The sequence below is a fragment of the Streptomyces sp. NPDC046805 genome, from assembly GCF_040645355.1.
Classification (GTDB): domain Bacteria; phylum Actinomycetota; class Actinomycetes; order Streptomycetales; family Streptomycetaceae; genus Streptomyces.
Genome location: NZ_JBEYYC010000011.1, coordinates 66,710 through 80,179, shown reverse-complemented (window position 1 = coordinate 80,179; position 13,470 = coordinate 66,710). Strand labels below are relative to the sequence as shown.

General features: G+C 70.7%; 13 protein-coding genes. 3 read left to right on the top strand and 10 right to left on the bottom strand.

All coding sequences use genetic code 11. The features are described 5' to 3' along the window. Positions 1-40 precede the first annotated feature (40 nt). The 8 genes from ABZ910_RS14420 to ABZ910_RS14385 form a co-directional block, all read right to left on the bottom strand. Positions 41-535 carry a DCC1-like thiol-disulfide oxidoreductase family protein gene (locus tag ABZ910_RS14420; protein WP_361363592.1) on the bottom strand — a complete coding sequence of 165 codons (495 nt, stop codon included), beginning with the start codon at positions 533-535 and terminating at the stop codon, positions 41-43. Then, on the bottom strand, positions 532-939 hold the full coding sequence (locus ABZ910_RS14415) for a hypothetical protein (RefSeq protein WP_361363589.1): 408 nt from the start codon (positions 937-939) through the stop codon (positions 532-534). The genes ABZ910_RS14420 and ABZ910_RS14415 overlap by 4 nt, the downstream gene beginning before the upstream one ends. Positions 940-1,008: 69 nt before the next feature. Beyond that, positions 1,009-1,455 (bottom strand): VOC family protein, encoded by a 447-nt coding sequence (locus tag ABZ910_RS14410; protein WP_361363586.1) that lies wholly within the window; start codon positions 1,453-1,455, stop codon positions 1,009-1,011. A 163-nt stretch (positions 1,456-1,618) separates the two neighbouring features. Continuing rightward, positions 1,619-2,380: a succinate dehydrogenase iron-sulfur subunit gene (locus ABZ910_RS14405; protein WP_361363583.1), complete on the bottom strand. Its 762-nt coding sequence runs from the start codon at positions 2,378-2,380 to the stop codon at positions 1,619-1,621. Next, positions 2,380-4,134, bottom strand: coding sequence for a succinate dehydrogenase flavoprotein subunit (sdhA, locus tag ABZ910_RS14400; RefSeq protein WP_361363580.1), 1,755 nt, complete (start codon positions 4,132-4,134; stop codon positions 2,380-2,382). Before sdhA ends, ABZ910_RS14405 begins: the two co-directional genes overlap by 1 nt. 24 nt (positions 4,135-4,158) lie before the next feature. Next, positions 4,159-4,641: a succinate dehydrogenase hydrophobic membrane anchor subunit gene (locus tag ABZ910_RS14395; RefSeq protein WP_361363577.1), complete on the bottom strand. Its 483-nt coding sequence runs from the start codon at positions 4,639-4,641 to the stop codon at positions 4,159-4,161. 5 nt (positions 4,642-4,646) lie between these two features. Further along, positions 4,647-5,027 carry a succinate dehydrogenase, cytochrome b556 subunit gene (gene sdhC / locus ABZ910_RS14390; RefSeq protein WP_361363574.1) on the bottom strand — a complete coding sequence of 127 codons (381 nt, stop codon included), beginning with the start codon at positions 5,025-5,027 and terminating at the stop codon, positions 4,647-4,649. A 231-nt stretch (positions 5,028-5,258) separates the two neighbouring features. Further along, positions 5,259-5,774, bottom strand: a complete 516-nt coding sequence (locus ABZ910_RS14385) for a 2-oxo-4-hydroxy-4-carboxy-5-ureidoimidazoline decarboxylase (protein ID WP_361363571.1) — start codon at positions 5,772-5,774, stop codon at positions 5,259-5,261. A gap of 383 nt (positions 5,775-6,157) precedes the next feature. Between ABZ910_RS14385 and ABZ910_RS14380 the strand changes: the two genes are divergently transcribed. The 3 genes from ABZ910_RS14380 (at position 6,158) to ABZ910_RS14370 (ending at position 9,098) form a co-directional block, all read left to right on the top strand. After that, positions 6,158-7,708 (top strand): glycoside hydrolase family 20 protein, encoded by a 1,551-nt coding sequence (locus ABZ910_RS14380; RefSeq protein ID WP_361363881.1) that lies wholly within the window; start codon positions 6,158-6,160, stop codon positions 7,706-7,708. 204 nt (positions 7,709-7,912) lie between these two features. After that, positions 7,913-8,482: a hypothetical protein gene (locus tag ABZ910_RS14375; RefSeq protein WP_361363568.1), complete on the top strand. Its 570-nt coding sequence runs from the start codon at positions 7,913-7,915 to the stop codon at positions 8,480-8,482. A 202-nt stretch (positions 8,483-8,684) separates the two neighbouring features. After that, positions 8,685-9,098: a hypothetical protein gene (locus tag ABZ910_RS14370; protein ID WP_361363565.1), complete on the top strand. Its 414-nt coding sequence runs from the start codon at positions 8,685-8,687 to the stop codon at positions 9,096-9,098. Positions 9,099-9,210: 112 nt separating this feature from the next. Here ABZ910_RS14370 and ABZ910_RS14365 read toward each other — a convergent pair whose 3' ends face one another. Together ABZ910_RS14365 and ABZ910_RS14360 are read right to left on the bottom strand one after the other, a co-directional pair. After that, on the bottom strand, positions 9,211-11,691 hold the full coding sequence (locus tag ABZ910_RS14365) for an FG-GAP-like repeat-containing protein (RefSeq protein WP_361363562.1): 2,481 nt from the start codon (positions 11,689-11,691) through the stop codon (positions 9,211-9,213). Beyond that, entirely contained in the window at positions 11,688-12,230 is a 543-nt protein-coding gene (locus ABZ910_RS14360) for a hypothetical protein (RefSeq protein WP_361363559.1), read from the bottom strand. The genes ABZ910_RS14365 and ABZ910_RS14360 overlap by 4 nt, the downstream gene beginning before the upstream one ends. Positions 12,231-13,470 lie beyond the last annotated feature (1,240 nt).

Genomic DNA, 13,470 nt, shown 5'->3' with positions numbered 1-13,470 from the left:
TTCTTCGGGGATTCGGCATTGGCGGACACGGAACAAAAGCCTAACGACTGGAGCAGCCGCCGTTGTCACAGGCCGGTGGAGAGTAGATCCACCCCTGGTCCGGCCGGTACGCCCACCCGTCCGCCCTCCGGTATGCCGTCCCGCCCCACTGCGCGCCCCGCCACTTGGCGGCCGCCAGCACCGCGCCCTTGGCCAGCCTGATGCCGGCCGGGGTGCTGAGCTTGTGGGCGAGCGGGCGGTGCTCGCGCAGCGCCCAGAGGACGACGATCCAGGCGGCGGTGCCCTGGTAGACCTGCCCGCCGTCCCCCACGACGGTGACGTCGTCGAGGGTGGCGCGATGGTCGAGCCCGGGACAGCGCCGCCGGGCCTCCTGCGACCCCGCCGCGACCAGATCCAGCGGCACCAACTGCGGCTGCCGTACGAGCCATTCGCGGACATGGGCGCACAGGGCGCACTGGGCGTCGTACAGCACGGTGAGCCGGCGGACCGGGACGCGCACGGCGCCCCGGCCCTCGGCGGTCGCCACCGCGCTCACGCCCGGCTCGCCGGGGCGATCCACTCCTGCGGCGCCACGGGCGGCAGTTGCTCCCGCTCCATGACGCCCCGCCGCCGGATCCGGTTCAGCACGTACACGTTGCCCAGGTGCATCACACCGAGCACGAGCAGCACGACGCCCAGCTTGGTCGACAGGGCCTCGAAGATCCCGCGGGTGTCCTCGATGGTCTCGTCGCCGCTCAGGTACAGCGCGACGAAGCCGAGGTTGACCAGGTAGAAGCCGACGACCAGGAGGTGGTTGACGGCGTCGGCGAGCTTCTCGTTCCCGTGCAGCACGTCGGCGAGGAAGACCCGCCCGTTACGGCTGAGCGTGCGGGCCACCCAGACCGTCAGCCCGATGCTGACGAACAGGTAGATGACGTAGGCGATGACCGTGCGGTCCATGCCCCCACCCCTTCTTGAACGCGTTCAAAACGCTGACAGAGGTGACTGTAGACCTGTTTTTGAACGCGTTCAACTGGCTTGGTGGAGTTGCCTGTTCGGGAGCTGCAGGGACCTGCGCCCGAGCTCCGGCCGCTTCGAGTAGTCCGCGAACCCGAGGACGTTCCCCCAGGGGTCGGCGACCTCTACGGCCCATCCGGTGGCCACGGCGGTGGGCCCGTCGAGCAGCGCGATGCCGGCCCCGGTGAGCCGTCGTGCCACCGCCCGCGCGTCCGGCACCTCCAGCCAGACCCGGGGCGCCGGCCACAGCGGCGGCCGGCGCCCGAACTCCTCCTCGGCCCGCAGCAGGATCCCGGGCGTCTCACGTCCGACCCGCAGCAGCGCGAGCCCACCCTCGTCGAACCGGTACCCCACGGCGAATCCGGCCCTCGCGTAGAACGCCACGGCCTCGCAGAGATCCCCGACGGGCAGCACCACGTTGTCGAACCCGAGCAGGTCGTACGACTCTTCAGCTGACATGACGTCAGGTTGGGAGCGGCGCCGTGGCGGACCGAGGCGCGTCAGGATCGCCGAACCGCCTGTTCACCCGCCCGGACGAGGCGTTCCCACGGCTGCCGAAGCACGAGAGGGCCCTGTTTCCGTCACTCCGGAAACAGGGCCCTCTGGTGCGAACTGAAGGAGATCAGATGCGGCGCGTGATCAGCGCCCTCTTCACTTCCTGGATCGCCTTCGTGACCTCGATGCCGCGGGGGCAGGCGTCCGTGCAGTTGAAGGTCGTGCGGCAACGCCACACACCGTCACGGTCGTTGAGGATCTCCAGGCGCTGCTCGCCCGCCTCGTCACGGCTGTCGAAGATGAAGCGGTGCGCGTTGACGATGGCGGCCGGGCCGAAGTACTGGCCGTCGTTCCAGAAGACCGGGCAGGACGACGTGCACGCGGCGCAGAGAATGCACTTCGTGGTGTCGTCGAAGCGCTCGCGGTCCTCGGCCGACTGCAGGCGCTCGCGCGTGGGCTCGTTCGTGTCCTTCGTGATGAGGAAGGGCATGACGTCGCGGTACGCCTGGAAGAACGGCTCCATGTCCACGACCAGGTCCTTCAGGGCCGTAAGACCCTTGATGGGCTCGACCGTGATGGGCTGCTCGGGGTTGATGTCCTTGATCAGCGTCTTGCAGGCGAGGCGGTTCTTGCCGTTGATCCGCATCGCGTCCGAGCCGCAGATGCCGTGGGCGCAGGAGCGACGGTAGGTCAGCGTGCCGTCCAGGTCCCACTTGATCTTGTTGAGACCGTCGAGGACGCGCTCCTTCGGGTCCATCTCCAGCTGGAAGTCCTCCCAGTGGACCTCCGCCGAGACCTCCGGGTTGAAGCGCCGGATCCGGAAGGTGACCGTGATGTAGGGGGACGCCGCGGCCTCCGCCTCCACCTGGTCCAGAACAGGGGTTGCCATCAGTACTTACGCTCCATCGGCTGGTAGCGGGTCTGGACGACCGGCTTGTAGTCGAGGCGGACGGACTCGGTGCCGTCGTCGCCCACCTCGCGGTACGCCATGGTGTGGCGCATGAAGTTGACGTCGTCGCGGTTGGGGTAGTCCTCGCGGTAGTGGCCGCCGCGGGACTCCTTGCGGGCCAGCGCGGAGATCGCCATGACCTCGGCCAGCTCCAGCAGGTTGCCCAGCTCGATGGCCTCCAGCAGGTCCGTGTTGAACCGCTTGCCCTTGTCCTGGATCGAGACGTTCCTGTAGCGCTCGCGCAGCTCGGCGATCTTCTCGACAGCCGTCTTGATCGTCTGCTCGGTGCGGAACACCATGACGTTGGCGTCCATGGTCTCCTGCAGCTCGCGGCGGATCTCCGCCACCCGCTCGGTGCCGTTGGAGTCGCGCAGCCGCTCGATCTGCTCGACGACCAGGGACTCCGGGTTCTCCGGCAGCTCGACGAAGTCGGCACGCTTGGAGTAGTCCGCCGCGGCGATGCCCGCACGGCGGCCGAACACGTTGATGTCCAGCAGGGAGTTGGTGCCCAGGCGGTTGGCGCCGTGCACCGACACGCAGGCCACCTCGCCCGCGGCGTACAGACCCGGGACGACGGTGGTGTTGTCCGCCAGGACCTCACCCTCGACGTTCGTCGGGATACCGCCCATCGCGTAGTGCGCGGTCGGCTGGATCGGGATCGGGTCCGTGTACGGCTCGATGCCGAGGTAGGTGCGCGCGAACTCCGTGATGTCCGGGAGCTTGGCGTCCAGCTGCTCCGGCGGGAGGTGCGTGAGGTCGAGGTAGACGTGGTCGCCCTCGGGACCGCAGCCGCGGCCCTCGCGGATCTCCGTGTAGATGGAGCGGGACACGACGTCACGGGACGCGAGGTCCTTCATGACCGGCGCGTACTTCTCCATGAAGCGCTCGCCGTCCTTGTTGCGGAGGATGCCGCCCTCACCGCGGGCGCCCTCCGTCAGCAGGATGCCCATGCGCCAGATGCCGGTCGGGTGGAACTGGAAGAACTCCATGTCCTCCAGCGGGATGCCCCGGCGGTAGACGGCGGCCTGGCCGTCACCGGTCAGCGTGTGCGCGTTGGACGTCACCTTGAAGAACTTGCCGGTGCCGCCGGACGCGTAGATCACGGACTTCGCCTGGAAGACGTGGATCTCGCCGGTCGCGAGCTCGTACGCCACGACGCCCGCCGAGTGCTTGACGCCGTCGACCTCGGTGATCAGCTGGTCGAGGACGTAGAACTCGTTGAAGAACTCCACGCCCTCCTTGACGCAGTTCTGGTACAGCGTCTGGAGGATCATGTGGCCGGTGCGGTCGGCCGCGTAGCAGGAGCGGCGGACCGGGGCCTCGCCGTGGTTGCGGGAGTGACCGCCGAAGCGGCGCTGGTCGATCGTCCCGTTGGGCGTCCGGTTGAACGGCAGGCCCATCTTCTCCAGGTCGAGGACCGAGTCGATGGCCTCCTTCGCCAGGATCTCGGCGGCGTCCTGGTCGACCAGGTAGTCACCGCCCTTGACCGTGTCGAAGGTGTGCCACTCCCAGTTGTCCTCCTCCACGTTGGCCAGCGCGGCGGCCATGCCGCCCTGCGCGGCGCCCGTGTGGGAGCGGGTCGGGTAGAGCTTCGTCAGGACCGCGGTGCGGCTGCGCTTCGTCGACTCGATGGCCGCGCGCATGCCCGCGCCGCCGGCGCCGACAATGACGGTGTCGTACTTGTGGATCTTCATGAGTGGAATACCTCAGCCCCGTGCCTAGCGGATGTTCGGGTCGAAGGTGAAGATCACCAGCGTGCCCAGCAGGATGGTGAACACCGTGGCGGTGTAGAGCAGTGCCTTCAGCCACAGGCGGGTGTTCACGCGCTCCGCGTAGTCGTTGATGACGGTACGCAGACCGTTGGCGCCGTGCAGCATCGCGAGCCACAGCATCAGCAGGTCCCAGACCTGCCAGAACGGGGAGGCCCAGCGGCCGGCCACGAAGGCGAAGCCGATCTTGGAGACGCCGCCGTCCAGCACGAGCTGGATCAGCAGGTGGCCCAGGACCAGGACGACCAGTACGACGCCGGACAGGCGCATGAACAGCCAGGCGTACATCTCGAAGTTGCCCCGAGTGGACTTCGGGGTCTTCTTCGTGCGCAGACGCGGCGCCTCGATGACGGGGGCCGGGTTGTCGACGTCGTAGACGGCGGCGCCCTCGACGGGGCCGATCCCGGCAGCGGTGGTTTCAGAGGTGGACATCGGCGTCAGCTCCCGAACAGGACTCGAGCGGCGTGGCCGAGGACCGGGTAGATGGCGCCCAGCATGAGGACGACCCAGATACCCATCACGGTCCACAGCATCTGCTTCTGGTAGCGCGGGCCCTTCGACCAGAAGTCGACGGCGATGACGCGCAGGCCGTTGAGCGCGTGGAAGAGGATGGCGGCGACGAGGCCGTACTCCAGGCACGCGACGAGCGGAGTCTTGTAGGTGGCTACGACGTTGTCGTAGTCCTCGGGGGAGACACGGACGAGAGCGGTGTCCAGCACGTGTACGAACAGGAAGAAGAAGATGAGGACACCGGTGACTCGATGAGCCACCCAGGACCACATGCCTTCCCGGCCGCGGTACAGCGTTCCAGCCGGCACGGAAGATCCCTCCGGATGCGGAGACTAGGGCCGCGCCGGCTTCACTGTCGGTCGGGCCCGGCCGGGTACGGTCCACCGGCCCCCAGCATCGTAGCCACGTACTGATGAGACGCTTACAGCGGGCCTGACTGTGTGATCAAACTGGCATTCAACGTCGCCCGGACGAACGCCCGGGCAGATGGCCGAACGGGCCTCGCCGTGCGGCACGGCTACCGCCGGATGCGCGCGCCCTCACGGCCCGGCGCCCCGCCCGAGGCGGGCGGCGAGGCGGCCGCGGGCCAGCCGGCGGAGCTCCTCCGCGGTCAGCACCCGCTCCTCCTCCGGATCGTTCGCCAATCGTGACCGGATGCCTTCCAGGGCGCGGTCGAGGGTCTCCTCGGCAGGTGTGTCGCCGAGGTAGATGACGAAGACGTGACCGAAGCGGGCCTCGTATGCGGCGTGTGCGGCGCTCAGTGCCGTATGGGCGGCCGAGTACGTTCCGTCCGGAAGTTTCGGGAGGTACTCGCCCGACAGCGCCTCCGCCAGGTCCCCGGGGGTGAGGTCGTACGCCGCCTCGTCCGCCGCGGCGAGCAGGGAGTCCAGGTCCGGGTAGGGCCGGTGGTCGGCCAGCCGGCGTGCCCAGCGCAGGCTGCGCAGGCAGGTCAGCAGCGTGCCGCGCGCCTCGTCGGCGGGCGCGGCGTTGAACCTCTCCAGCGGGTCGCGGGGCGGCGAGCAGCGGGTCTGCTCCGGCAGCGCCGCTGCGGCCACCCGGTCGGCCGTATGTCCGGCGGACAATCCGGAGGGAGGCCCGGAGGCGTGCCCGGCGGCATGCCGGGAGGTGTACGGGAGACGGTGCGCAGGCAGCGTGGCTCCTCGCGTCACGTGTGCTGTGGCAGGGGATGGGGCTCTGGCATGGGGCTGGGCGTACGGCAGGGGAGGGTGTGAGGAATGTGTCGTCACGCTACCGAGACCGGTCACGGCGTGTCCGCGAGAGACCCGAATTTCACTCGGACGGGAGAGTTTGGGAACGGGTGGTGGACGCATCGCACGGATATGGGACGTAGGTTGGCGCCGTGAGCCAGCACAGACGCAGGACATCCCCGCAGCAGGACGGTCGGAAGCGGACCGCGGTCGTCGCGGCGATCGCCGGCATGGTCGTGGTCGGGCTCGGAGCCGGGGTCTGGGCCTTCCTCGGCGACGGCGACGGGCAGGCCTCGACGGGCACGGCGGCGACCTCGACCCCCGATCCCTGCAGCGCGTCGCCCCACCGCTCCTATCCGATGTCACAGGCGCCTCGCACGATCCCCGCGGTGCGCTCCCACACCCCGGCGCGCGGCCCCGGCTGGCGCCCGGCGCACGGCGAGCGCGTGGTGGTGAGCGACGAGAGCCTGGCCGACGAGGGCCGACTGATCGCCGGTGAGCTCGGCCTGTCGTACGGGGGCAAGACGGACGACTCGCATGCCGGGGACGTACGGCTGGCGCTGGGCGGCGGCAAGGGCGCGAACCCGGAGTCGTACTCCATGACCGTGCACAGCGGCTGCGTGAACATCACCGGGCCGGCCGACGCGGGCGTCTTCTACGGCACCCGCACCCTCAAGCAGGAGATCAAGGGCAGCGGCTCGGCCCCGGAGGGCGTCGTGCGCGACGAGCCGGCCAAGCCGCGGCGCGGCTTCATGCTGGACATCGCGCGCAAGCCGTTCACCGAGTCCTGGATCGAGGACCGGGTGCGGGAACTGGGCGACCTGAAGTACAACGAGCTGGGGCTGCACTTCTCCGACGACCAGGCCTTCCGGATCCAGTCCAAGACCCACCCCGAGATCGTCTCCAAGGTCCATCTGACCCAGGATCAGGTCAAGAGGATCGTCGATCTCGCGGCCACCCGGCACATCACGGTCGTACCCGAGATCGACTCGCCCGGACACCTCGGCGCGGTCCTCGCCCCCCACCCCGAGCTGCAGCTGCGCAACGCTCAGGGCGTCCCGACGAGCGGCGCCATCGACATCTCCAAGCCCGCCTCGGCCGCCCTCATCGACGACCTCCTCAACGAGTTCGCCGGCGTGTTCCCCGGCAGCCAGTGGCACCTCGGCGGCGACGAGTACCTGGCGCTGATGGCGTCCGACCCGGCGGCCTCCTACCCGCAACTGGCCGCCGCCGCCCAGCAGAAGTACGGCTCCGGCGGCACCATCGCCGACCTGACCACCAACTGGATGAACGACCGCGCCGACACGGTCCGCGCCCACCACCGGACCATGCGGGCGTGGAACGACGGCTTCTACCGGGACACGTCCGTCCGCCCCGCCAAGGACCTCCAGGTCGCCTACTGGACCGGCAAGGAGTACGGCGCCCGGCCGCCCGTCGACTACCTGAGCGCGGGCCGGAGGGTCATCAACTACAACGACGAGTTCCTCTACTACGTCCTCGGCGAGCCGCAGACCTTCGTCTATCCCACGGGACAGCGGATCTACGAGCAGTGGACCCCGCGGGTGGTGCGGGGCACGACGGCCGTCCCCGCCCGGTACGACGGCCAGATCCTCGGCGCGTCCTTCGCCGTGTGGTGCGACATCGCCGACGCCCAGACGCAGGACGAGGTGGCCGACGGAATCCGGATGCCGCTGCGGGCGACCGTCCAGAAGCTGTGGGACCCCGGGAATCCGGAGCTCTCCTGGACGGACTTCAAGACGCTGGCCGGCCGGCTGGGCTGAGGGGGTCGGCCGTCTCCGGCGGCCGCCCCTGCCGGCGGCCGCCGCCTTTCAGCCACGGCCCATTGGCCGAAAACCTCACCCTCAGCCGCCCCGACCGGCTCAAAACGGGGCCCCTGTGACACTCCAGGCTCATCGCACGCAGTTAGGGGGAGTGCGGGCTCCGTAAAGGTCGGCGCCCTGTTCGCCCTGGTTGGGGAGGCGTGGATGAGCCTGGTGGAACTGATCGCTCAGGCCGACGAACGCGGACTGGCTGCCAGCGGGTTGGCTTGTTTGGATCGGTGCGTACCGCTGCTGGGCGGCGACAACGAGGTCCTGCGACCCCTCTGGGCGAGTCTCGTGGTCGGCGGGGACTGGGCCGAGCGCCTGGAGAAGGTGCGCGCCACGCTCGACGCGGCGGCCCCCGAGAAGCCCGACGAGGACGAGGCCGCGCTGCTGGCCCACCGGATGATCGACGCCGCCCCGCCCGAGCGCACGGCCCCCGCGCTGCGGGTGTGGGCCGACGCCTGCTCGGTCGCCTCGCTCCAAATCCACCGGCTCCTCGAACCCGGCGAGGACGGCACGGCCTCGGCCGACGACGCGGTCGACTCTCACCGCGAGGGCCGTACGGAGGGCATGTCCCCCTTGGTCGCCGCCGAACTGCGCCGCCAGATCGCGGTCCTGGAACTGCTCGCCGGGCACGGCAGGGACGGGCTGAGCAGCGCGCTGCAGGTGTCGAACGAGGGGCGGCGGGTGCTGCAGGCGGTGGTGTCACGGCGGGCGCGGGTGCGGGGCTGACGGCCCGCGGACACCGGGCCCGACCCGGATTCGCTCTGTTCCACCCCCGATCCGGACCCACGGTTGCGGCCTCCCCCTCGAAACCTCGCACCTGGGGGAGTCCTGTGACTGTCCTGGGGTGGAGGTGGGGTGGTCCTGCGCCGGTCTCGGCCACGGCACGGATCCCTGTGACGAAACGCCGGGGCGTCGCGCTCTTCCGGATGTGACGACACAGCAAGACATCAGGCCCTCGGCTGCGGCGAAGCCCAGGCGGTGGGCGGCGGACACGGTGGCGACGATGCGGGAAGGGGCGCGATTGCGCCTCGACTACTCGGCGCAGAGCCTGTGGAGCGTGGACCGGCTGATCGACGACCTGCGCCGCGAAGGGACGCCGCCTGCCGCTGTGCAGAACACGCTGCGCGGGCTCGGGGCGTACGCCGGCGAGGTGATCGTCCGGCAGGTCGGCGCCGAGTGGTGGGCGGCGGGCGGCGACCACTGGGTCCGCACGCCCAACGGGCGCCTGTGGGAACCGATCGAGGAGGCCCGCCGCTGCTTCGCCGGCGACGGATCACTGCGGCTGCTCTGCCGGGACGCGACGCGCGCGGGAAGCCGCGGCGGCGGTCCGGCCGGGCGGTAGGGGTGGGCGCTGAGCGGTGGGGGCAGGCTGAGCGCTGGAGCGGCGGCCGGGGCCCCGTGCAGTGCGTCGGGGGCCCCGGCCCAGGGGAGGGATTCCGCCTTGCGGCGCCGGCTCACCGGGCCAGCACGGCGCCTACTCCCAGGCCCGAACCGGTGCTCAGACCGAGTGCCACGGGGCCGTAGTACGTCCCGCTCTCCGGCACCGGCGTCCCGTCCGCACCGCCGTTCAGCGTGAGGACCGTGCCGTCGCCCGTGTTCTCGCCGTCGGAGCCGACCGCGAGGTCCAAGGCCCCGTCGCCGGTGAGGTCCGCGAGCGACACCGCGCTGCCCAGGCGGTCGCCCGCCTCGGCGGCACCGGGCACCCCGGCGCGGTCGGTGTCGTACACGTCGGCACCGGTGGCCGTGAGCCCGTTCGCGCTGCCGTGCAGCAGTACGGCGGCGCCCGCGTCGGCGGCGGGGGTGCCGGAGACCGTGACATCGGTGCCGGGCGCCCCGGCCAGGACGTCCGCGTAGCCGTCGTCGTTCACGTCGGCCACGGCGAGCGAGGCCCCGAACCGGTCACCCGCGGACCCGAGTCCGACGACGGGCGCCCCGGTGTCGGTGAGCCCGCCGGCCGCGCCGCGCAACGTGGCGATCTCACCGCCGGTGCCCGCGTCCGGCCGGCCGACGGCGAGGTCCGTGTAGCCGTCCCCGTCGAGGTCACCCGCGGCGAGCGCCGTACCGCCCTTGTCGGCGAACACGTCGGGCGCGTCGGTACGCAGCCCGCTCGCCGCACCGCGCAGCACGACGAGCGGAGTGGCGCCGCTCGCGGTGCGGTAGGTGAGGGCGGCGTCCGCGTACCCGTCCTTGTCGAAGTCGCCGGCCGCCAGCGCGGCATCGGTCACCGCCCCGCTCTCACCCGCGAGTTGAGACAGCGGTACGGAGGCGGAGAACGTACGGTCCGCCCCGTCCACCGCCCAGGCGCGCCCCGCGCCCGGCGCCACCGCGAGGATGTCGTCACCGCCGTCCCCGTCGAAGTCGCCGGTGGCCACGGCGGAACCGAAGCGGGCGCCGCTCGCGCGCGCCCCCGTCGGCTCGTTGATCATCCCGGCCTGCCCGGTGAGCCCGTTCGCGGTGCCGCGCAGCAGGCTCAGCGCACCTTCGTCGGTCGCGCCGGCGGTGACCTCCTCGCCGGGCGAGGAGACGACCAGGTCCCGGTAGCCGTCGTGGTCGAAGTCGCCGTAGGCGATGGCCGACCCGAACCCGTCCCCGGCCTCCGAACCGCCCGGCACGCCGTCCGACTCCTGGGTGATCACCTGACGGTTCCCGCTGTACGGCGCGGAGGGCGCTCCCGGTACGACGCCGATCTGGCCGGCCCCCGCCTGGCTGTTGGCGGTGGCGCCGGGGACGCCGGCGGCGAGGTCGGCGTGTCCGTCGCCGTTCATGTCGTCCGTCGGAGCGGGGGAGTCGGCGGCGGCAGCGAGGGTGCGGATGGCGGGCAGGTCGGCGTAGAGGTTGTTGCCCGGGCACTCGGTCGGATAGCCGTCGCGGTGACCGGAGATGCGGTTGAGGGTCACCAACTGGCCTGCGGTGTACTTGCCGTTGTCGGCGGCCGCCGCCATCACCACGGTCCCCGACGGGTTGATGCCGTACAGCCCGAGCTTCCAGGCGGCGAGCTTGGCGATCGCCTCGTGGACGGCGGTCGGCGCGGTCGCCGTGTTGTAGTCGCCGAGGACCGCGATCCCGCTGCTGTCGGTGTTGAAGCCGTAGGTGTGCGCGCCGAGCACGGGCTTGTCGACACCGCCGGCCCGCCCCTCGAAGACCGTGCCGCACTTGTCGACGAGGAAGTTGTAGCCGATGTCGTTCCAGCCGTTGCTCTGCACGTGGTAGACGAAGATGCCGCGGATGGTCGACGCGGACTCGGCGCACGTGTAGTCGTTGGTGCCCGCGGTGTGGTGTACGAACACGGCCTTCGTGTCGGTCGTGTACGTCGGCGGATCCACGACCATCGACTCGTCGGCACCCCAGCCGGAGCGGGGCACGATGTCCGGCCGACCGGCGGCGGTGGGCGAGTAGGCCGAGTTCACCGGGGTTTGCGTGGCTTCCGGGGCCGCACCCCCGGCCTCCGGGTCCACCAGGTCGACGCGCAGTCCGCCCGGCAGTCCGGCCCCCCTGGCCGCTCCCGTGACCCGCGCCTGCACCCCGTCCGACGGGCCGACCCACAGCGGCTGGGTGCCACCGCGCAGCCCCTTGGACGCGCGGTCGGGCCCCGCCTCGGGAGCGCGCAGGTCGGCATCGAGCGTGCGCCAGTCCGACCAGCGGCCGGTCCCGGCGTCCCGGGTACGCACCTGGGCCGTACCGCCGAGCTCGGCCCGCGCGTCGGACCAGGTGATCCCGACCATGCGGAAGGGATCGGTGCCGCGCGCCGCCAGTACGCGATGCCCCGGGTCGGTGCCGACGGGCACGGGGACGGTACGCAGCGCACCGCGCGGAATCGCCTTGCCCGCGGCCGCAGTCGAGGTGCCCGCGTGGCTGCGCGCCGACAGGCAGACCACGCTGAGGACGACGGCGGTGGCCAGCGCGAGACGGTACGTGTTCCGTCGCAGGGGACTCATCCGGCGGCCTCCGTCCGCTCCGGCGCCGGCGTCGGCGAGGCGAGCTCGGACTGGCAGGTGGCGCGGCCGAACCTGCCGAAGGCGGAGGCGGTCTGGACGTGCTTGCCGCGCACGGCGAGCGAGCAGCTGGCCTGCCCGCCCTTGTCGCCGAGCGTGATCGAGACAAGCGGCGCCTTGCCGAGCGGCACCCGCACGGTCTTCGTCCACGGCAGCGTGACGGCACGGTCGACGATGGCGGTCCCGGCCTCGCTACGGCCCTGGTAGGCGATGTCGGCGGTGCCCTCGCCGGAGACCTCGTACGTCACGGCGGCGGTGGGGACGGGCGGCTTGCTCGGCTTGTCCGCGGTGCCGAACACGCCGTAGAGCACGAGCCCGCCGCAGGCGGCCAGTACGGCGCCGGCGATGAGGAGACCGGTGCGGTCGGGGCGGGCGGTGCTGCGGGCATGGGCCGCGTCTTCGGGTCCGGAATTCGCACCGGCCTCGCCGGTTTCGGCAGCGTCTGCCGCGCCCGCCGGCATTTCCTGATCTTCGTCGCCCATAAACATCCCCTTGAAATCAGCCGATCAGAACCGGCCACTTGAAAATCGGCCGCCCGGAATTCGCGTGCGTGCGCCGGGATTTCCGGAGCCGGGTTCTTATACAGGACGCCGGACGGGGTGCGCTACTGCTGGGACAAACCGGGCGCCGATTTCGGGTGATGAGTGAACTGTCGTGATCTGCGTGGTCACTTGACGGGCCGGCAGCGGGGTGATTAGAACCGCGGCGCCGTTCCGTGTGCCCTGCTTTTCGTGGGGGCGGGTGAGCGGTTTTGGGTCGATGTTTATGACGGCAGGGCCGAGGAAAGGGTTGCAGTGAAACCCAGATTGGGCAGGCTTATTGCGTGCCTTGTGGTGTCCGCGGTCGCGAGTACCGCGTTGCCACAGGCCGCTTATGCGATACCCGCATCCGGTGACCATGGCGGGTCCGGTTCCGGTGGCGGCAAGGGGATTGTCGACACCGTCAAGGGCTGGTTCGGCGACGATGACGATCCCGGGCTGGCCAAGCCTCCGTCTCATAACGAGGTGGGGGTGGCGGACCGGCAGAAGCTGCCGAAGGGCAGGCACGCCCCGGCGGCGAAGCGGGTGCGGGAGCTGACGGGACGGCGTACGTCGACGGCGCGGTTCTGGCAGATGTCGGACGGCCGGGTGCAGGCGGAGTTGTCGGCGGTGCCGATGTCGTACCGCTCGGGCTCGGGGAAGAAGGCGGCCTGGAAGCCGATCGACACGGCTGTGCGGGCGTCGGATGCGAAGGGTTTCGACTTCGCCAACACGACGAACGAGGGCCGGAGTTGGTTCGGTTCGGATGCGGGCCGTCTGGTGCGTTTCCGGTCGCCGGACGGGCGGTCGGTCACGCTCGGTCTGCAAGGCGCGGACGGCAGGCTGAAGCCGGCGGTGAAGGGTTCGACGGTCACGTACCGGGATGCGGTGCATGGCGCGGATCTGGAGTACGGGGTCGGCCGGGGCCGGGTGAAGGAGAACATCACCCTGGCGAAACGGCCCACCAGTCCCTTGAAGTTCGTGTTCACGTTGGACACGGCCGGCCTGACGCCGAAGGCGCGCAAGGACGGCTCGATCGCGCTGTACGGGGAGCTGCCGCATACGCCGGTGATGGTGATTCCGGCGCCGTTCATGACGGACGCGAAGAAGGCGGACAAGTCCGTCTTCGGTGAGACCTACAGTACGAAGGTCCGCCAGACGCTGACCCACGACGGTAAGTCGTGGAAGCTGACGGTGACGCCGG